The 18,540-nt window shown below is 53.2% G+C and carries 19 protein-coding genes and 6 pseudogenes; 9 read left to right on the top strand and 16 right to left on the bottom strand.

Annotation, left to right across the window (positions count from 1 at the left end; genetic code table 11):
• Positions 1 to 2 precede the first annotated feature (2 nt).
• Positions 3 to 248, bottom strand: a pseudogene (gene tnpB / locus OA238_RS25720) (IS66 family insertion sequence element accessory protein TnpB); the annotation flags it as partial.
• 72 nt (positions 249 to 320) lie between these two features.
• Here tnpB and OA238_RS25710 point away from each other — a divergent pair.
• A protein-coding gene (locus OA238_RS25710) for an IS3 family transposase (protein ID WP_085982791.1) occupies positions 321 to 1,813 on the top strand; the annotation gives its coding sequence in 2 pieces (ribosomal slippage) (positions 321 to 771 and positions 771 to 1,813; 1,494 coding nt in all).
• A 68-nt stretch (positions 1,814 to 1,881) separates the two neighbouring features.
• Positions 1,882 to 2,904, top strand: coding sequence for an IS30 family transposase (locus OA238_RS25705; RefSeq protein WP_015497431.1), 1,023 nt, complete (start codon positions 1,882 to 1,884; stop codon positions 2,902 to 2,904).
• Positions 2,905 to 3,131: 227 nt separating this feature from the next.
• Here the strand turns inward: OA238_RS25705 and OA238_RS25700 are convergent, their stop codons facing one another.
• The 7 genes and pseudogenes from OA238_RS25700 to OA238_RS25670 all read right to left on the bottom strand — a co-directional run bounded on the left by OA238_RS25700 (position 3,132) and on the right by OA238_RS25670 (position 6,774).
• Positions 3,132 to 3,377 carry a zinc-finger domain-containing protein gene (locus OA238_RS25700; RefSeq protein ID WP_044037663.1) on the bottom strand — a complete coding sequence of 82 codons (246 nt, stop codon included), beginning with the start codon at positions 3,375 to 3,377 and terminating at the stop codon, positions 3,132 to 3,134.
• A complete protein-coding gene (locus OA238_RS25695; RefSeq protein WP_144055989.1) occupies positions 3,370 to 3,582 on the bottom strand; it encodes a hypothetical protein in 213 nt (70 codons plus the stop codon). Before OA238_RS25695 ends, OA238_RS25700 begins: the two co-directional genes overlap by 8 nt.
• Positions 3,579 to 4,130 carry a NifU family protein gene (locus OA238_RS25690; protein ID WP_015497430.1) on the bottom strand — a complete coding sequence of 184 codons (552 nt, stop codon included), beginning with the start codon at positions 4,128 to 4,130 and terminating at the stop codon, positions 3,579 to 3,581. Before OA238_RS25690 ends, OA238_RS25695 begins: the two co-directional genes overlap by 4 nt.
• 166 nt (positions 4,131 to 4,296) lie before the next feature.
• Positions 4,297 to 4,623 (bottom strand): annotated as a pseudogene (locus OA238_RS25685) (transposase); the annotation flags it as partial.
• Positions 4,623 to 4,820: a hypothetical protein gene (locus OA238_RS33190; protein ID WP_044037659.1), complete on the bottom strand. Its 198-nt coding sequence runs from the start codon at positions 4,818 to 4,820 to the stop codon at positions 4,623 to 4,625. The pseudogene OA238_RS25685 and the gene OA238_RS33190, both read right to left, overlap by 1 nt.
• Before the next feature lie 11 nt (positions 4,821 to 4,831).
• On the bottom strand, positions 4,832 to 5,161 hold the full coding sequence (locus OA238_RS25675) for a rhodanese-like domain-containing protein (protein WP_015497429.1): 330 nt from the start codon (positions 5,159 to 5,161) through the stop codon (positions 4,832 to 4,834).
• 188 nt (positions 5,162 to 5,349) lie between these two features.
• The gene (locus OA238_RS25670) at positions 5,350 to 6,774 is read right to left on the bottom strand and encodes an NAD(P)/FAD-dependent oxidoreductase (protein ID WP_245581402.1); all 1,425 of its coding nucleotides are present in this window, start codon (positions 6,772 to 6,774) and stop codon (positions 5,350 to 5,352) included.
• Positions 6,775 to 7,007: 233 nt separating this feature from the next.
• Here OA238_RS25670 and OA238_RS32260 point away from each other — a divergent pair, with 233 nt between their 5' ends.
• Positions 7,008 to 7,244, top strand: a complete 237-nt coding sequence (locus OA238_RS32260) for a hypothetical protein (RefSeq protein WP_144055988.1) — start codon at positions 7,008 to 7,010, stop codon at positions 7,242 to 7,244.
• Between the two features lies 1 nt (position 7,245).
• Here the strand turns inward: OA238_RS32260 and OA238_RS25660 are convergent, their stop codons facing one another.
• Positions 7,246 to 7,842 (bottom strand): MarR family winged helix-turn-helix transcriptional regulator, encoded by a 597-nt coding sequence (locus OA238_RS25660; RefSeq protein ID WP_051076606.1) that lies wholly within the window; start codon positions 7,840 to 7,842, stop codon positions 7,246 to 7,248.
• 611 nt (positions 7,843 to 8,453) lie between these two features.
• A pseudogene (locus OA238_RS25655) lies at positions 8,454 to 9,113 on the bottom strand (IS6 family transposase).
• Between the two features lie 175 nt (positions 9,114 to 9,288).
• Between OA238_RS25655 and OA238_RS25650 the strand changes: the two are divergent.
• Positions 9,289 to 10,008, top strand: coding sequence for a hypothetical protein (locus OA238_RS25650; protein WP_015497425.1), 720 nt, complete (start codon positions 9,289 to 9,291; stop codon positions 10,006 to 10,008).
• A gap of 499 nt (positions 10,009 to 10,507) precedes the next feature.
• Here OA238_RS25650 and OA238_RS25645 read toward each other — a convergent pair.
• Positions 10,508 to 10,881: pseudogene (locus tag OA238_RS25645) on the bottom strand (transposase); the annotation flags it as partial.
• A gap of 286 nt (positions 10,882 to 11,167) precedes the next feature.
• On the opposite strand from OA238_RS25645, the gene OA238_RS25640 reads away from it, so the two are divergent.
• The 3 genes from OA238_RS25640 (at position 11,168) to OA238_RS25630 (ending at position 13,130) form a co-directional block, all read left to right on the top strand.
• Positions 11,168 to 11,470 (top strand): DUF736 family protein, encoded by a 303-nt coding sequence (locus tag OA238_RS25640; RefSeq protein WP_051076605.1) that lies wholly within the window; start codon positions 11,168 to 11,170, stop codon positions 11,468 to 11,470.
• A 215-nt stretch (positions 11,471 to 11,685) separates the two neighbouring features.
• Complete coding sequence (locus OA238_RS25635; RefSeq protein ID WP_015497422.1) at positions 11,686 to 12,351, top strand: DUF6088 family protein; 666 nt, start codon at positions 11,686 to 11,688, stop codon at positions 12,349 to 12,351.
• Complete coding sequence (locus OA238_RS25630; RefSeq protein ID WP_245581401.1) at positions 12,348 to 13,130, top strand: nucleotidyl transferase AbiEii/AbiGii toxin family protein; 783 nt, start codon at positions 12,348 to 12,350, stop codon at positions 13,128 to 13,130. Before OA238_RS25635 ends, OA238_RS25630 begins: the two co-directional genes overlap by 4 nt.
• On the opposite strand, the gene OA238_RS25625 is transcribed toward OA238_RS25630, so the two are convergent.
• Positions 13,127 to 14,619, bottom strand: a protein-coding gene (locus tag OA238_RS25625; RefSeq protein WP_085982790.1) for an IS3 family transposase whose coding sequence is annotated in 2 segments (ribosomal slippage) — positions 13,127 to 14,169 and positions 14,169 to 14,619 — 1,494 coding nt in all. Because the reading frame shifts where the segments join, the coding sequence is not laid out codon by codon here. The two genes, OA238_RS25630 and OA238_RS25625, sit on opposite strands and share 4 nt — an antisense overlap.
• 58 nt (positions 14,620 to 14,677) lie before the next feature.
• Here OA238_RS25625 and OA238_RS25615 point away from each other — a divergent pair.
• Positions 14,678 to 14,995, top strand: coding sequence for a nucleotidyl transferase AbiEii/AbiGii toxin family protein (locus tag OA238_RS25615; RefSeq protein WP_476703817.1), 318 nt, complete (start codon positions 14,678 to 14,680; stop codon positions 14,993 to 14,995).
• Between the two features lie 380 nt (positions 14,996 to 15,375).
• Here the strand turns inward: OA238_RS25615 and tnpA are convergent, their stop codons facing one another.
• Both tnpA and OA238_RS34300 read right to left on the bottom strand, forming a co-directional pair.
• On the bottom strand, positions 15,376 to 15,795 hold the full coding sequence (gene tnpA / locus OA238_RS25610; RefSeq protein WP_015497420.1) for an IS200/IS605 family transposase: 420 nt from the start codon (positions 15,793 to 15,795) through the stop codon (positions 15,376 to 15,378).
• Between the two features lie 363 nt (positions 15,796 to 16,158).
• Positions 16,159 to 16,563, bottom strand: a complete 405-nt coding sequence (locus OA238_RS34300) for a lysozyme family protein (RefSeq protein ID WP_015497419.1) — start codon at positions 16,561 to 16,563, stop codon at positions 16,159 to 16,161.
• Positions 16,564 to 16,773: 210 nt separating this feature from the next.
• On the opposite strand from OA238_RS34300, the pseudogene OA238_RS34830 reads away from it, so the two are divergent.
• Positions 16,774 to 17,080, top strand: a pseudogene (locus OA238_RS34830) (IS5 family transposase); the annotation flags it as partial.
• Positions 17,081 to 17,203: 123 nt separating this feature from the next.
• On the opposite strand, the gene OA238_RS25600 reads toward OA238_RS34830, so the two are convergent.
• Together OA238_RS25600 and OA238_RS25595 are read right to left on the bottom strand one after the other, a co-directional pair.
• Positions 17,204 to 17,818 carry a LuxR C-terminal-related transcriptional regulator gene (locus OA238_RS25600; protein ID WP_015497418.1) on the bottom strand — a complete coding sequence of 205 codons (615 nt, stop codon included), beginning with the start codon at positions 17,816 to 17,818 and terminating at the stop codon, positions 17,204 to 17,206.
• A 443-nt stretch (positions 17,819 to 18,261) separates the two neighbouring features.
• Positions 18,262 to 18,540, bottom strand: a pseudogene (locus tag OA238_RS25595) (transposase); the annotation flags it as partial.

Genomic DNA, 18,540 nt, shown 5'->3' with positions numbered 1-18,540 from the left:
AGCTATCCAACCATACTTGGACGCCATGTCTTCTTGAGAATACGCCAGTCTATGCCTTCCATCAGCATCGCAAGCTGTGCGCGGCTTAGGCTGACTTTACCTTCCTTGACTGAGGGCCATACGAACCGTCCACGTTCAAGCCGTTTGGTAAACAGGCACGCGCCCTGACCATCCCACCAGATCATCTTGATCTGATCGCCACGACGGCCACGACGGCCACGACGGCCACGGAACAAAAATAGATGCCCCCCTCCGTGCCAATAAGCGTGAGACAATTGACTGGCTAAAGTTTACACTTGAGGGCGTAGGAGAACGAACCCATGGTTATGCCTTCACAATCACCACTTTCGCCAGATGCTGGATCTGGAGCCGTTTTGGCCCCGACGTCGCCTCCCCGCGTTGTTAATGCGCCGTTGGCTCCCACAGCGGAACTGACGAGCATCCCGAAGCGACGCAACTTCACAGCCAAATACAAACTGCGCATTCTGGATGAGACGGACCAAGTGGCAGACACTGGCGGGGTTTCCGCCATTCTACGGCGGGAGGGGCTTTATTCCTCTGCACTGACCGATTGGCGCCGTGCGCGGGCGGCCGGCACATTGGGTGCATTGCAGCCAATGCGCCGTGGCCCACAAAAGGCACCTGCCAATCCATTGCAAGCTGAGCTGGCCAAGGCCAACCGTGAGGTGACAGCCTTGCGGCGCCGTCTGGATCAGGCGGAAGCCATCATTGCCATCCAAAAAAAAGTGGCGGGACTTCTGGACGAGATGGAGCAGACGCAAGAGCGCAGCGGCAAATCATGATGGCCGTCGCGATTGCATTGCCCACCGGCAGCGGCTTGACCTCGGCTGTCTGCGCCGCGCTATCATTATCGCGCGCGAGCGTTCTTCGACAGCGTGCGGCGCTGACGGCACCACCACGCACACGCCCACCGCGCGCAGCGTCTTCGCGGGCTCTGCCGGAAAGGGAAAGAGACCAGGTATTGCACCACCTGCGCGAACCCCGCTTTGCGGATCAGACGCCCACAGAGGTCTTTGCCACCTTGCTGGATGAAGGCACCTATCTGTGTTCAATCCGCACGATGTATCGGATATTGGCCGCGCAGGGCGAAGTTGGCGAACGCCGCCGACAGCGCACACATCCCGTCTATCAAAAGCCTGAACTTCTAGCTGAAGCCCCCAATCAGGTCTGGTCTTGGGACATCACCAAGCTGAGGGGCCCGGTGAAATGGTCCTACTTCTATCTCTATGTCATCCTCGACATCTTCAGCCGCCGCGTTGTTGGCTGGCGCGTCGAGCACGCGGAGAGCGCCAGCCAGTTCAAAGAGCTGTTCATCGACGCGATGGAAAAACACGAGGTTCCACGCGATCAGCTGACATTGCATGCAGATCGCGGTGGGCCCATGAAGGCAAAGACGACAGCCCTGATGCTGGTTGATCTTGGTGTGCTCAAGTTCCACAGTCGGCCCCACACCTCAAACGACAACCCGTTCTCCGAAGCCCACTTCAAAACACTGAAATATCAGCCAGAGTTCCCCAAGAACTTTGAAACCATCGAGCAGGCTCGCGCATTCTGCCGCAGGTTCTTTGCATGGTATAACCAAGACCATCATCACGCCGGGATTGGTCTGATGACGCCCGACCAAATCCATTTTGGGCAGGCCCAAGAAATCTACACCGCGCGACAAGCAACACTAGACGCGGCATTCCTCGCCACGCCCGAACGCTTCGTACACAAACCACCAAAACCGCCTCAAATCCCGACCGCCGTCTGGATCAACCCACCAAAACCAACCGAAGAAACCCAAGCCTAAAGTCCAAAAGCCACTGTCTCAAAGTCGTTGACACGTTCCGCAGAGCCCTTTGGGCATAGGATGTTGTGATGGACATACGAAGCAAGCACCTCAGCAGCGAGGACCGTGGCGTGATATTAGCCGAGCATAATAGGGGCAGCAGTCAGCGGTTGATCGGCCAGCTTTTGCATCGCCCGGCGAGCACGATCTGCCGTGAGCTGGCGCGAGGTCGGCAGGAAGACGGCAGCTATTGCCCGCAAGCGGCGCGGCAGGCCTATGATGCCCGGCGCGCGCGCTGCCGCCGCAAGCGCAAGCTTGTGGAGGGGAGCGATCTTTATCGTTTCGTTCATGGCAAGCTCGTACATCTGCACTGGTCGCCTGAGCAGATTGCGCAGAGACTGCGTCTCATGAAGCCTGATGATCCATCCGCCCATGTGAGCCATGAGACCATCTATGCCGCGATTTACGCGCAGCCACGTGGCGGGCTGAAGGCGGCGATGATCGAGGCGTTGCGTCAAGCGAAGCCTAAGCGTGGGCTCAAGCGCAGGACAGCGGCGGGCAGTGCTATGGTCCCGGAATCATTGCGCATTATCAATCGCCCTGAAGAGATCGAAGCACGACTGGTACCAGGCCATTGGGAGGGCGACCTCATCAAGGGCGCATTCAATCGCTCGTCAGTGGGGACCTTGGTCGAGCGCAAGACACGCTTTGTCATTCTTTGCAAAATGGATGGCAATGGGGCCGAGGCCGCGCTTGACAGCTTCACCCGCCAGATGAGACGACTACCCGCTGATTTGCGCAAGAGCATGACCTATGACCGTGGCTCCGAAATGGCCTGCCATCGTGAATTGGCGCGACGATTGAAAATTGATATCTGGTTCTGCGATCCGCATGCTCCCAGGCAGCGCGGCAGCAACGAGAACACCAACGGACTGCTGCGTCAGTTCATGCCCAAAGGAACTGACCTGAACGGTGCAAGCCAAACATGGCTCAACGACGTTGCAAACCTGATGAACAACCGTCCAAGAAAAACCCTCGGATGGAGAACACCCGCTGAAGCTATGGCCGACGAAATCGTGGCCTTTAAATCAACCGTTGCACTTGATGTTTGAATCCAAGCTCTGGCCAATGCTGAAGAATATGACGGGATGGAGAACAAGTTCGACAAGTATTTCAGCTCGAAGCCCGGATAATAAGATTCCAATTTTGTTTACGGCCGATCCGCGAGTCCATGGATATGTGTAAATCTGGACAAGACGTCGCCTTGGTAGGACATTTAAGCACCAAATGGAGTGCGTTGGCTGCTAAGCCTGCACGAATTGTGGGAAATTCAATGTTTTTATCTATTAACATTGTCCAAAAATACGCAATCCTGTGGATCGGACTCATTGGGACCGAGTTGGGAATCATAGCGAAACAAGGTCGCGCAATAGGGGCAGAGAATTGTGTCTGCCGCAACCATCTGGAGATAAATATGCGGATGATCATGGGGCGCTGAAGCACCAGCGCACTTGAACTCTTTCACGCCAATTCGGATCTCGGGAACGCCGTGATCGTTCTTGAACTTTGCATAAGTGTCATGCATCTTGGTGTTCGGCCAGCTCATTTTCGATGATCCCCATTTCTATAAACTGATGCTGCAACGAACGATCTGACAACATGCCGCTGTCTACCAGCTTCTGAAGTTCTGCAAGCTTCGTTTTGAGTTCAATAGTGGTGAACACTGCCCAGGCATTCTGATCTTTCGCCGCTGCATCCATCTCGCAGTAGGTGTTCTGTCTTGACATCATATCGCTCGCACTTCGATCACATCTGGGATGTAGTGTCGCAACATGTTCTCGATACCACCTTTCAACGTTGCCGTCGAACTAGGACAACCCGAGCAGGCTCCTTGCAGTTGTAGGTAAACGACGCCTCGCTCGAAACCATGAAACAGGATATCGCCGCCGTCTTGGGCGACCGCCGGACGGACGCGCGTGTCCAGAAGTTCTTTGATCTGAGTTACCAGTTCGTCATCATCATCCGATACGGCATGGTCGGACATACTTGCATCTTCGTTCAGCAGCGGCTGTCCAGACGTAAAATGTTCCATGATCGCGCCCAATATTGCAGGCTTGAGCGGCGTCCAGTCCATGTCGTCGGTTTTAGTGACAGTGATGAAGTCACCGCCAAAGAACACGCCATCGACGCCGTTCACGTCAAATAGCTGGCTGGCCAAAGGTGAGCGCGCGGCATCTTCCCGGGTCGGGAAGCTTACTGTTCCCTGCTCCATTACGGCGACGCCGGGAAGAAACTTGAGCGTTGCCGGATTTGGTGTTTGTTGGCTTTGTATAAACATATTTTCAACTTTCTTGTTTTGGTGATTGTTCAGGCTGGAAACGTGACAGCCACAGGACTCCCTTGCAAACGAGCCCCCCGTCGAAAGGCCACTTTCGTACCCTCCCGGCGGACGAAGGCGGTACACATCCAACCGAGTTCTTCGCTCAGTAAATCGAACGAAAATAAGGCTTCATGAGACGCAGTCTCTGCGCAATCTGCTCAGGCGACCAGTGCAGATGTACGAGCTTGCCATGAACAAAACGATAAAGATCGCTCCCCTCCACAAGCTTGCGCTCGCGGCGGCAGCGCGCACGCCGGGCATCATAGGCCTGCCGCGCCGCTTGCGGGCAATAGCTGCCGTCTTCCTGCCGACCTCGCGCCAGCTCACGGCAGATCGTGCTCGCCGGGCGATGCAAAAGCTGGCCGATCAACCGCTGACTGCTGCCCCTATTATGCTCGGCTAATATCACGCCACGGTCCTCGCTGCTGAGGTGCTTGCTTCGTATGTCCATCACAACATCCTATGCCCAAAGGGCTCTGAGTGTTGCATTTGAAACTTGAGCCTAAGCAGTCCGGTGATTGCGGCCTGTGTCTCGATCCAGCTCAGGATATCTCCTGTGATTTCGTAGAGACCCTGACGTGGTGCAGTCACAGTGTGGCGATCTTGCGTCAACGTTTTTACGTAAAGTGGAGTGGCTGAAATATTCATTTTTGTCCTCCTTAATAGCGCGGCATGTCCGGCTCGATTAACCGGGACCAGGCCTCAATCCCGCCGGCCAAGTTCCAAGCATTTTCAAAGCCATTGTTGCGCAGGAATTCTGTCACCATGGCGCTGCGCACGCCGTGATGACACAGCACAATAAGTGGAGAACCACGGGACAAGACTTCTATGTGTTGAGGAATACTCTGCATGGGAATCCATCGGCTGTCCGCGATGGAGCAGGTCTCCACCTCAACTTGTTCGCGGATATCGAGCACGGTGTGAACGATCCCATCCGCACGCATCGCGGCTAGAGCGTTAACATCAATATCGTGAGCTTTCATTTTCATATGGTTGGTACTGCCTATTCAGGAGAGCTGGCGACGCTCTCGATGTCTTGGTATGGAGCCGCTCCGACGATGAAGAAACGCATCCTCCTGTGCTGTGAAGTTCGCCGTTCAAACTTCTGCAACCAATCGACGAGGCTACAATCTGAAATGAGTCGGAATCTGGTTTGCTTTGGTTTGAATGAACACACCTAAACTCTCGTTCTGCGATCGACCTTCGGTGTCTTCTTTGACGCTACTTCTTGAACGATAGTCGGCGGACCTTTTTCATGGTTAATCTTTATTTGCTCTCTTTTGGGCTGAGGACGCATACCGGTGATTAGTCGTGCGCCATGCTCAAAGCTGATGTACGACCAGAGCCATTGTGTCATAACAATTAGCCGGTTACGCAAACTAATGAGGAAAAAAATGTGGGCGAGGCCCCAGATCCACCGGGCAAACCATCCCTTGAGATGAAAGCGACCAAAGGTGATAACCGCGGCCTTGCGACCGATCGTGGCAAGTTGACCCCGGTCGCGGTAATGGAAGGGTGGTGGCGCGGCCCTGCCGGACACTTGCGCCTTGATCGCATTGGCAACATAAGTGCCTTGTTGCTTGGCAACTGGGGCGATACCTGGCAGCTTCTCACCAGCTGCATAATGAGCGAACGCAGTGTCACCGATGACGTAGATATCATCTGTATCAGTTGGTTTAAGGCCTGACCCAATGGGGACCCGCCCCGCACGATCGCCTTCCAACCCCAACCAGGTTGCCGCAGGTGAAGCCGTCACGCCTGCGGCCCAGATTGTTGTTTTAGCCATCACGCGCTCATCGCCTATCACAACACCGTCCGCGTCGCATTTCGTAACCGGGCGTTCCAACTGGACGTCGACTCCCAGCCCCATAAGCGCGTTGGCGGCGTAGCTCGACAGAGGCTCCGGAAACCCGGGAAGCACTCTGGGGCCAGCCTCAACCAGCACGACACGGGTTTCTTCTGGATTGATGGCGCGGAAGTCAGCCGCCAGCGTCTTTCGCGCGAGTTCCACGACGGCGCCTGCCATTTCGACCCCGGTAGGTCCGCCGCCGACGATGACGATGCTCAGAAGGCCACGGCGCTTCTCCGCATCAGGTTCAACCTCGGCGCGCTCAAACGCCAGGAGTAACCGGCGGCGGATCTCCGTGGCGTCATCGATCGTCTTGAGACCCGGCGCGTGAACGGCCCAGTCGTCGTTGCCAAAATAGCCGTAAGTCGCCCCAGTTGCGAGAACAAGGATGTCGTAGCCGATCTCGCAATCCCCCAAGAGGACTTTCTTTCGAACCTTGTCGACACCGGTAACCTCGCCCATCTGCACGCGCGTGTTCTTTTGCTGGCGGACGAGTCCACGAATTGGCCAGGCGATGTCCGCCGGCGAAAGCCCGGCTGTCGCCACTTGATAGAGCAGCGGCTGAAAGAGATGATGGTTCTCGCGATCGATCAGCGTGACGTCCACGGGCGTTCTGGCGAGATCCTTTGCGACCGCGAGCCCACCGAAACCGGTGCCGACAATGGCTACACGCGGTCGCTGCCATGTGATGGCATGATCATCAGTGAGGTGCATTTGAGGCCCTTTTCTAAGTTCTGAAATGAAAGAGGTCATGCAATGTCCTTCGCAGTGGCTTCTAAGGCGGCCGCACAGAACGCGGCCCCCGTGATGAACGCTGCTCTGTGAAATATTGATGACTTTGGTCTCGAAGTATCGCCAATAAAGCGCCCAAGCAGGAAGGCTACGGCAAAAGATCCAGGTACTAGCAATCCGCCCCGTGCCTTGCTAATTCAAACAAGCCGAACCGATACCTTTTAGGCTTTGTCTTGATGAAGGGCACAGAGCCCTTGATCAAGCTTCCATCAGCTTCGGTAATGACGCGCCAGACACGCGCAAGGCAGTGGGAATTAAGGCGTGTGTGCCATTTGTCTTCGTTAACGCTGACCTCAGCGGCGATGCAAACGATGCTGTTAGCCATGTTCCCCTTCAAAGATCTGACGTTAACGCCAAGTTTGGGTGCCAACGCCTTGGCGTTGGTCACGACGTTGCGATCAGCTATGTTTACGATTACTGAGGAAAAGTAGGTCATTGCAAGCCGAGCCCAACTTTGGGCACAAGCTTGACCGGAGTGAAATCGATGCAGAGTCTGTTCAGATCTTCCTTCATAAGCGGTTCGTTCTGGAACTTACAAAGATGGCTGGGCCAACCTTCTTCACAACAGCCGCTATCAGCGAAATGCGCACAGTTTTCGCAGACGCCAAAATGTGGCTTTCCGGTCGCAAGCGCGACGCGCCCCAGCATGCGCTGTAGAGTATTGGAAAACACTCCCTGTACGCCTTGAGGTAAAGCTTCCACAGCCTCAACCAAGGCTTGGATTGGATCGTTGCCGATTATGGCTTCGGCCTTATCCGTCAGGCCCAATCGCACACTGCGTCCGTCGGACTCGGATCGGGCCTGATGCAAATAACCCTTCTTCACCAGACTTTTGATAGCTTGGGAGGCCGAGCCTCGGGTTGTGCCGTGAAACGCAGCAAACGCAGATGGAGTCTGCGAAAAACGGTTAGCGTGGGCGAAATATCGTAGAATAGCCCACTGACCCGGCGTCAAACCCTCCACGAGGCCGTCACCTGACGCAATTCGTCCCAGGTACATAAGCTGTTCGGTGATAGTGCTGCTGTCCATTTAGAAATCTATCCTTTTTTATAAGTTCATTGATTCATATAGGGATTAGCCATCATATCGGCAAGTATGTAGTTTTGAAACCATACTATATTCGCCCTATTTAGATGCTAAACGAGTACCGACCGGCATCATTAGAAACTAAACCAGTATGTGGATACGCGCATTCAGCAATCTAAGGAAAGTAGTTCGCGAACCGGCTTGCGTACTGGGGGCGCGAATTGCATAAAATGATGATACCACAGAGGTGTCGCATACTGCTGCGGCTGAGATGTGGGCGACAAGCACACGGGCCCTCAAAGCTGATCTGGATAATGCCAGCTTAGCAAGGAGGATTGATATGTTTGCAGGCGCACAAGTTTCACTTTATCCGATGACTGACGGGTTCGTTGATGTTATTAAAAGTTCACTGATCGCGCTTGATCCTTGGCGAGACGGTTGAGGATTGAGGCCGATGATATTTCGAGACAGTGTCAGAGGAACTTTCTTGCCGGCGGGTTTCGCGCTCATGGTCTTGTCGCGCTTACGTTCCGGTCTCTCAACTCATTTTGGCAGCCTGGGGGTGCTGTCAGACAAAAGCTAACCAGTCTCATTTTTCCAGTAACCTCAATCTCTTAGTCTGCGCAGAGGCCGCGCCACCCGGTAAGAGCGGCGGCGCGGTTCAGCTTAAAATTTGATCGGTTGTAGAGATGGCGCTCTTGGTTGAAATGGTTGTGAACTGAGGCGTGGACGGAGACGAAGTTTTGCAAACTTCGCGTTCGGCGGAAGCGCAGCATGGCTCGCTCTCTTCGTCGAAAAGGCTGGTGGGAATTATCAGCTCGGTTATTCAGCCAGCGCCCAGTTTCCTGTTTGTCTGCGTTGCCAATGACCTTCATCGCCGCGCCGAAGGAACGTAACTTGTCGGTCACGATGACATATGTTCGACCAAAGCGCTTCATTGTTTTCCTGAGAAATTTCAATGCTGCCTTGCGATCATGGCGCTTTGTGACAAAGCTTTCCAGGACTTCCCCTTCGTGATCCACAGCCCGCCAAAGGTAGAGCGTCTTGCCGTCGATGTTCACGAACGCCTCGTCCAGGTGCCACTGCCAATTTGAATATGCGCGCATCTAGCTGACCCTTTTCTTGCGGATCTCAGCGGCAAACAGCGGGCCAAATCTGTTCCACCAAAATCGAACCGTCTCACAGCTGATGTCGATGCCGCGCTCGTGCAACAGATCCTCGACATTCCTGAGCGATAACGGGAAACGGACATACATCATCACGGCCAGACGCATGGTCTATGGGCGCGTCTTGAAGTGGCGAAAAGGGCTGCGTTTTGTCATCCCGCGACGCTAATTGCTCACCCTGCCCGCCTCAACCGATTTTGCTCTGACAGTGCGCCATAAGAACCACTCAACATGTAAGCATGTTAGGGTTGGCAGGGCTCTGGCTTGCGTGTCAGGTTGTGGCATGAGCTATTTTCAAGACCTAGCAGATGATCATCCCGAATTGTCGTACTCGCCTTTGTTGCGAGTGGCGCAATTGACCCTGCAATACACACAAGATCATGGCCCGATTGGCTTAACCAAGACGAGTGCGTTCAAACGTGCGTTTGTCAAATGGGCCGCTGAACACTTCGATTGGCCCGGTATGAGCCATGACGAACTGTTCATAATGAACAAGGTCTTGAACGAGTATGACTTCCCTCCACTTGAACTGCTGCATTTTATCTTGGTGCAAATGAAACTGGCGCGGCACTACAAGGGCGAGTTCCGCATAACAAAGCGTGGCACTGCACTGCTCAAGTCACCTGCTGCACTGTTTACAGCAGTTATCCCGTTCTTTCTGCTTGAGATCGATCACGCCGCATATTCCCGCTTAAAGGATGGTCCAGTGGGCAACTGGGATGTTTGGCTGAACGTGCTCAACATCGAAGTCGAAGACGGAGGCAGCATCAAGCAACTATACGAGGTGTTATACGGTGTGGCCCCTGACGATCTATCTGGCTGGCGGGAACTTGGTGCGTTTAGTCATTGCGTGTTGGAGCCGTTGTGTTGGGCTGGGCTACTTGTCGAAGTTGAAGCAGAGCATCAACGAATAGGTGGGAGCCAATACTTCAAGACACCGCTTTGGAACTCAGCTTTGAAACTGGACACCAACGACATTCTTGAGTCTGCACAACGGCACTGACCTCAGCCTCTGATTGCGTGTTTGGATATGGCCAGTGCGACACAGCTAAAAACGTCATATAGTTAGCACTTAAAGTGGTCTTCACTCAGCCTATAGTTGGTGAATTGAAGGGCATCTCAACGGTGTGATTGGGCAAATATGCAGATTTCTAAGACTGACTTCATACACCACCTGAACTGCCCAATGTCGCTTTGGCTTTTGAAGCACAAACCCGACAAATATCCGCACCGCTAGTTTTCCAATTATATGAAAAAACTGATATTTGAAGGGTATTAAGTCGAGGCTTACGTCCAAAAACTTATAAAAATCAACCAAATGTAACCTTCTATTCATTCCAGTAAATCTTCTAAACCCAACGCGGTCTCTATGCCAAAGCAGACGTGATACGTGATAATGGATGATGGCACGATCAACCTTTATGAGGTCAAATCATCCACTAGCGTGAAGAGCAGCGGACAGAGTCTATCAGCATAAAGGTACGTAATGCGACATAGGATTATGTCTCGGTCTCGAACCGTCCCATCTGCGAGGCCGATGCTGCCTGCACCTCGACTGCACGGCCACCGACAACCTGGCGCATGACCGGATCAAGGGCCAGTCGGTCTGCGTCGTTGACGTCCTCGTAGCCCGCAAGCAGACCATAGACCGATTGTCGAAAAATCCCCCCGAGCCGGTGAACGGTTTTCTTGCCCCGGCGGTTGTTATTGAGCGCACCCGACGCAAGATTAGACAATCCGAGCACGTCATCCAACTCGCGCATCACCAGCAAACCGCCATCGGAACTGAGCTGCGTGCCAAGAAATTTCAGCCGCACCCGCGGTCAAAACCAAGCCGCCCATCACCCGTTTTGCCTGCACCCTCTGGGTGATCCATAATCCGCAAACTCCGGCCCAATTAACATGCTGAAATAAAACACATTACTGGCAATCAGAGGCGCGAAAACGTCGAGTTACTTGGGGAATGCGGGTTAACATGCTCGGGGAATATGATTTCTCTGAAGAAAAGCTCAAAGATACCCTCAGAATACTGCCCCCGAAAAAGGCAGCATAAAATCAGTGCAAAAATGGGGGATGTAAAAACAAGAAAAACCCAGTCAATCCAATGTCATACCGCAAACGCTATGTCGGGTTTCGTACCTTTATGCTAAGGAACCCAAGATATCGAAACTGCAAAAAGCATCGGCTCAATTTCAACCCTGACCTTCGACCTCGACATCACGGTCGAACCTGTTGCCAGCAGCAACCCCATGGCACCTATGCATCGTGTCCTTGGCCGCTCCCCTCGCGGCAAGCTGGTCGAATGTGGTGGCATCTGGAAGAAACAGAACAAAGACACAGGCTCTGATTACTTCACCCTGACGGTCCGCGATCACGCCTTCAACGCCAATCTCGGCAAAGCTGCAAGCCAGGACGACATGACCCTGCAGGCCATCATTCCTTGGGGTCCGAAAGACGCCGCTTAATTAACAAGCCAGACCGCTTCGGCGGTCTGGCTGCTTTCTCTTCAGTAAATGGTCATTTTCAGCGTCATGAGCGCTGAATTTCTGGGAAAACTAAAGAATGTGCTTGGCGCGTTTTCTGGATGCGGTGCCGAGATTGTCTGGTTTAGTATTCATGTCCGAAATATGTAGTGTTCTTCGGACTCGCATTTGTCCGAAACTTGTGGTATATTTCGGACATGACAGATGCTGCTCAAACCAAAACATTGCCAGATCGCCTCCGCGCGCGCATAAATGATGCGCCGCGCCAGGTGTGGACCCCGGCCGATTTTGCCGACATCGGCGGTCGCGATGCCATCGACAAAGCGCTGCAACGCATGGTCACGTCCGGTCAACTGCGGCGCATTGAGCGAGGGTTTTACGACAAACCGGTCCAAAACGCGCTTACAGGCAAATCTACCGTACCAGACTATAGGTCCGTCATCGACGCGATTGCCCGCCGTGACCAAGTCCGCTGGTTGATCGATGGGATGACTGCTGCAAACACGCTTGGTCTCACCAACGCGGTGCCGGCCAAAATCGAAGTGCTGGTCGATGCACGGCTAAAACCCGTCACCTTGGGCAATCAAAAAATTGTTTTCAAACATGCGGCCCCAAGCCGGCTTTACTGGGCCGGGCGACCTGGCATGTATCTGGTTCAGGCTTTGCACTGGCTCCATGATGTTATGTCGAATGACGTCGAAAGTGACGCGGTTCGCAAAACTGTGCGACGCATGCTTGCCGATAAGAAAACGGGTCCGCGCCTCGCAAGTGATTTGAAGGCAGGTCTGTCGGCCATGCCAATCTGGATGCAGGACATTTTGCGCCAGCCACTGTTTGAGACGGCTGAGGGAGATCAGGGATGAGCACAGAGGGCTTCCGGACGATTATTTCGGCCAGCATCGCGGATCGATCTGATCTTTTTCTTTCAACGGCAAACCGGCTTGGCGCTCCGCTGATCAATATCGAGAAAGACTTCTGGGTGTGCTGGACTCTCAATGCGCTCTATCATCGCCTCCCCGCCGGTGGCCCCAGACTTTCATTCAAAGGCGGTACGTCCCTGTCAAAAGCATACGGTCTGATTGATAGGTTTTCTGAAGACATCGACGTGACCGTGTTTCATGACGACCTTGGTCATGCGGCGACGCCAGAAGCGTTGGCAGCACTCTCTGGCAAAAAGCGCAAAGCAGCGATCGAGGCGATCCAGAACGACTGCCAAGCTTACATCACCGGCCCACTTCTCGAGGCACTTACTCAGATCATTGCCGAAGACACCAAAGGCAAAGGTAGGATCGAAATTGATCCTGATGATGGCACGCGACAGACGCTTCTCGTCTGGTACCCGCGGGTGGATGAGTCCGACATCGGATATGTTCAAGCAGCAGTCAAAATTGAATCTGGTGCGAAATCAGCCCTTGATCCCAACAGCCCGCAGTTGATCCGACCCTACATCTCGGATGATTTGGACGGCATCGATTTGGATGTCCCAGACGTTCGAGCAATCGATGCTGAGCGCACGTTTTGGGACAAGGTTGTCATCTTGCACGGGCTGCGGAATTGGTTCGATACACGTGGCGAGTTAAAGCAGGACGGACAGCGCACGGAACGTGTCAACGACTTTGAGACAGTGGCTTTTGGACTTTAGGCTTGGGTTTCTTCGGTTGGTTTTGGTGGGTTGATCCAGACGGCGGTCGGGATTTGAGGCGGTTTTGGTGGTTTGTGTACGAAGCGTTCGGGCGTGGCGAGGAATGCCGCGTCTAGTGTTGCTTGTCGCGCGGTGTAGATTTCTTGGGCCTGCCCAAAATGGATTTGGTCGGGCGTCATCAGACCAATCCCGGCGTGATGATGGTCTTGGTTATACCATGCAAAGAACCTGCGGCAGAATGCGCGAGCCTGCTCGATGGTTTCAAAGTTCTTGGGGAACTCTGGCTGATATTTCAGTGTTTTGAAGTGGGCTTCGGAGAACGGGTTGTCGTTTGAGGTGTGGGGCCGACTGTGGAACTTGAGCACACCAAGATCAACCAGCATCAGGGCTGTCGTCTTTGCCTTCATGGGCCCACCGCGATCTGCATGCAATGTCAGCTGATCGCGTGGAACCTCGTGTTTTTCCATCGCGTCGATGAACAGCTCTTTGAACTGGCTGGCGCTCTCCGCGTGCTCGACGCGCCAGCCAACAACGCGGCGGCTGAAGATGTCGAGGATGACATAGAGATAGAAGTAGGACCATTTCACCGGGCCCCTCAGCTTGGTGATGTCCCAAGACCAGACCTGATTGGGGGCTTCAGCTAGAAGTTCAGGCTTTTGATAGACGGGATGTGTGCTCTGTCGGCGGCGTTCGCCAACTTCGCCCTGCGCGGCCAATATCCGATACATCGTGCGGATTGAACACAGATAGGTGCCTTCATCCAGCAAGGTGGCAAAGACCTCTGTGGGCGTCTGATCCGCAAAGCGGGGTTCGCGCAGGTGGTGCAATACCTGGTCTCTTTCCCTTTCCGGCAGAGCCCGCGAAGACGCTGCGCGCGGTGGGCGTGTGCGTGGTGGTGCCGTCAGCGCCGCACGCTGTCGAAGAACGCTCGCGCGCGATAATGATAGCGCGGCGCAGACAGCCGAGGTCAAGCCGCTGCCGGTGGGCAATGCAATCGCGACGGCCATCATGATTTGCCGCTGCGCTCTTGCGTCTGCTCCATCTCGTCCAGAAGTCCCACCACTTTTTTTTGGATGGCAATGATGGCTTCCGCCTGATCCAGACGGCGCCGCAAGGCTGTCACCTCACGGTTGGCCTTGGCCAGCTCAGCTTGCAATGGATTGGCAGGTGCCTTTTGTGGGCCACGGCGCATTGGCTGCAATGCACCCAATGTGCCGGCCGCCCGCGCACGGCGCCAATCGGTCAGTGCAGAGGAATAAAGCCCCTCCCGCCGTAGAATGGCGGAAACCCCGCCAGTGTCTGCCACTTGGTCCGTCTCATCCAGAATGCGCAGTTTGTATTTGGCTGTGAAGTTGCGTCGCTTCGGGATGCTCGTCAGTTCCGCTGTGGGAGCCAACGGCGCATTAACAACGCGGGGAGGCGACGTCGGGGCCAAAACGGCTCCAGATCCAGCATCTGGCGAAAGTGGTGATTGTGAAGGCATAACCATGGGTTCGTTCTCCTACGCCCTCAAGTGTAAACTTTAGCCAGTCAATTGTCTCACGCTTATTGGCACGGAGGGGTTTCTGCGCCACTATTACGATCTGCATTGCATGTTGGAGACCGAGACGGGCAAGGCTGCTATGGTTGACCTTGAACTTGGCAATGATTGTGTGGCCCACGCGAAGACATTCTTTAACCGTCCTGATTTTAATCTCGACACTGCAAAGCCTGGAACTTTCACACTCGCACCGTCCGAGAACATGGCAGCACGATTGATCGGCGACTACAAAAATACAGAAGCTATGATCTTCGGTGAAGCTCCGTCTTTCGACAATATTCTTGCTTCGATTGACGCCTTAGAGGACCAGCTGAACCAATCATGAACCTATGACCACACATTGGAGCTCAGGTGTTTTGAGACGGTCTGGTTTGCGGATGATTTCCCACCGCTTAGCTACCGAGTCTGTGTCACTATCCGGCGGTGCTCGCAAAGCATCCGGTGGCAGTTAGTTCATATCACCGCCGAGTTGTGACCCTTTCAATTGACCTGTTGGCCCGTCAGATTGCTAGCCCGGATGTCGTGGTGCCCTAATTAACCAGATTCAAGAGAAAATTATCGTTCGTTTTCAAAGCTAAATTGTACCCTTATTTACCGTACTGTGCCCTTAATGGCCATACGGACTGATTTTTTGGATAGCTTGGGACTGGGAGCCTAGGGCCCATTGGATTTGCTTAGCTAACTAGCTGTCGTAAAACTGAACGACTACCGGCTGACGCCGGTAGGTTCCCTTTTTGAATGTAATTCAAGATACTGAAGTATGACAGCGTCAGTGACATTGCCGCTGGTTGTTGAGAAAAATCCGCGAGCCCAAAACCGCTGGCCCCAGTACCGTTTGCGCAGTTCGGGAAACTCGCGCTGTATCTTATAAGACGAGCGTCCCTTGATCCGCATCATCACCTTTGACAATGCTATCTGAGGCGGGACCGATATGAACATGTGGACGTGATCGGTCGACAATACGCCCTTCTCAATATGCACGCCAAGTTCTTGGCATGTTTGGATAATGATTTCACGGATACGCTCACGCATCTCACCGCGCATAACTTTGTATCGGTATTTTGTTGTCCAGACGGAGTGAAATCGGTGATAAAACTTGGTATGGCTTCCTGTGGAATAGATCATAATCTTCCCTCTCATTTTTAAGACCCTTACCGCTTCGCGGGGTCTTAAAAATGAGAGGGAAGATTATAGTACATTACGCTAAAGCGGACCGGCTGGAAGCCGGTGGCTTTAATCCCGTTTGTGGAAAGTAAAAAAGGCCAAGTTCGGCTTGAGTGCCTGTGAATAAGACCAGCGAGTTGTTTACAATTAAGGGTGCCATAAACGCCCAAAATGCCCCGCGCCCCTCAAGCCGTAGAATCTGACTAATTAGGGCACAACGACAGGGGTCGAGGCCCGCTTCTTGGCTTGAACATCAATCCACTCACTCTGAGAGCGTTTTGTACTGCTCGACGACGTACCCTTCAAAAATTTCAACATCGCGCTCTACGGCCCGTATGTCGCCTCTACGACCCCACTGAAGGTTGCTCGGGTGATGGTTGCGCGATTGCCAGCATAATTGTGGTAAGCAGAGTTGCCATTGCGCAGCGGAAGACCAGCCCAGATCCGAGCAAGGTTATCCATGAATGTGTCAGCATCGGTGCGACCATTTAGGAACTCTTGGTAGTCAGCTTCAAACACAAGATGGGCCGCTAGCTGGCGCTGAACCTGTGGCGTGAATTCCTGATCCAATGATATACCTTCGGCCTCCACCAAACGCGCCAGCGTGCTCGGGATGAACTGATAGCGACCGATGGCGTGATGCTGTCCGGGCGTCTGATCAATCCACTCATAAATCTGTCGCAAGGTGAGCTGCGTTGGCGGAGCAGAGGGCAGACGCGTCGCCGACATATGGATCGCATCATAACCAGATGGACCCGCCTCCACTGACGCAATCAGATCCAATAATTGATCCAAAGGTTCCGAACCACTTCGTAGCTCGAAGGTTTGTTCCTGCGGCACAGTGATTGACGGCGCGCTTCGCTCAAAAGCGTCCGAGGCTTGCCAATTTGATTGCCCATATAACCACTGAGAAGAGGATGTGAATCCGCCCGTGAGATTGCGATAGAGATTGTAATCCCGCCTCCGATCACGGCCGTTCTCAGCCTCGATTCTGCCCGTGATCCAACGCCCCGAGATAAACACATCGCGGAGATTCGAGACAAGGGGCGCCTAGCATGGCAAGTTAGCAGCGGCTACAATCACCGGAGCCGAGGCGAAGCACAAATAGGCCGCTGGAAGATGGTCATCGGCCCCAAACTGAACGCTCGGAACTTTCCAAACCAAAAAACTGAAGCCAGGATTGGGACAAACATTCTCAACAAAATGAACGGGCTCGGCCCGTGCCAAGTACGAGGCTGTTGCATGACCTGAGTTATGGGTAAGGAAAATCTCGGACTTCGCCATATCCATGCAACACGGCTCTGGCACAAACTTATACCAGAACTGTTTAAGAAAACCCTTACTACCTCACGGGATGTGACAGGTGGCTCTAAAACAAGCCGGCTTCACTAGCGATCATGGCCGCTTGTGTGCGGTTCTCCACGCCCATTTTGCGGTATAAAGTTTTCATGTGCAGTTTGACCGTTGGTTCCCGAATTTCCAGATCACGTGCAATTTGCTTGTTGGACTTGCCTTCGGTTAGCCCCTTCAGCATTTGCAATTCACGTTCAGTCAGCTTGTCCACGAGGGGGTTGTGTAGCGTCTCCTTAATGGCTGTCATGAAATCAATTGGCGCGTATTGCTCGCCCATCGCCATAAATTTAATGGCGTTAATCAGTGACTTCGCAGGAAGGGACTTCGGAATGAACCCCGCCGCACCAGCCTCTAGCGCGTCTTCGGCAATTTGTTTGTTTGCTTCACCTGACATCAACGCAACACGATGCCCCTCGCCAAATGCAATAGCGGCCTTAAGCCCATCGAGCCCGTTCATGCCGTGCATATTATAATCAAGTAAAATCAGATCGTAAGGATCATCCGCTTTGATCCGCACGGCAGCCTCATCAAAGGTGCGAACTCCAACTGTTTGAAATCCACCTTCATTTTCTAGAAACTGAACCAGAATATCCCTTAACATATCGTGGTCGTCTGCGATCAAAATTTTCATTTATTTCTTCCGTTAATCTAATAAAGTTAGCCTTACATATGACTGAGTTATGAAAAAACACTTTTTTCGTAAAATAACCAGCCATTCGTATAGTTTTTGTAACTCCCAAGCACCCCAGCCGATAACGGGTTTTTGTCAGTTTTGATGTGAGACTCCCTGGCCATTGGGCGCACGAATTTTCTGTTGTGGTCCATACTACACGACTCTTGTGATTATGGGTGGTATTAGTAGCCACGGTGAGACATCGGCGTTTGGGTCTGACCTGAGCAGTTTACGGAGCTGATCGAAGCAAATTCGAAAGAATGACTTTGCAAAATATCCGTGTTTTTTCCGCTTCATTTTCCCGCCTCCAATAAGCTTTGTGGCGGTTTTCGATGCCCATGCAACCGCGAGCGCAACGAGACCTAAAAGAAGCTGGCTCTTCTCCGCTTTGTAGAGTTATTCTAGGATTTCAAATAGAACATAGATTGATTATCTGGGATGGATGATTGTCTAATTTTGAGTTTGAAGTATTCGGTATCCCTGATGCCCCTGGCTCGTTTGCGGATCATTCCTATACTGACATTACCAGCCTCTATCCTGGCGCTTGTCAGCTTGTGTTTCGCGTAGTTGCATATGCCCACACAATGTTTTCTTAGGGATTTTGCGAACTTTTTCAGATAGAGCATGTGTGACTGATCTGCGATCAGGCACCAATTTTCCAGTTGCTCTGACAGGTTCTG

It is taken from the genome of Octadecabacter arcticus 238, assembly GCF_000155735.2.
GTDB lineage: Bacteria > Pseudomonadota > Alphaproteobacteria > Rhodobacterales > Rhodobacteraceae > Octadecabacter > Octadecabacter arcticus.
The sequence above is the reverse complement of the archived record's forward strand: the minus strand, read 5'-3'. Positions and strand labels throughout refer to the sequence as shown.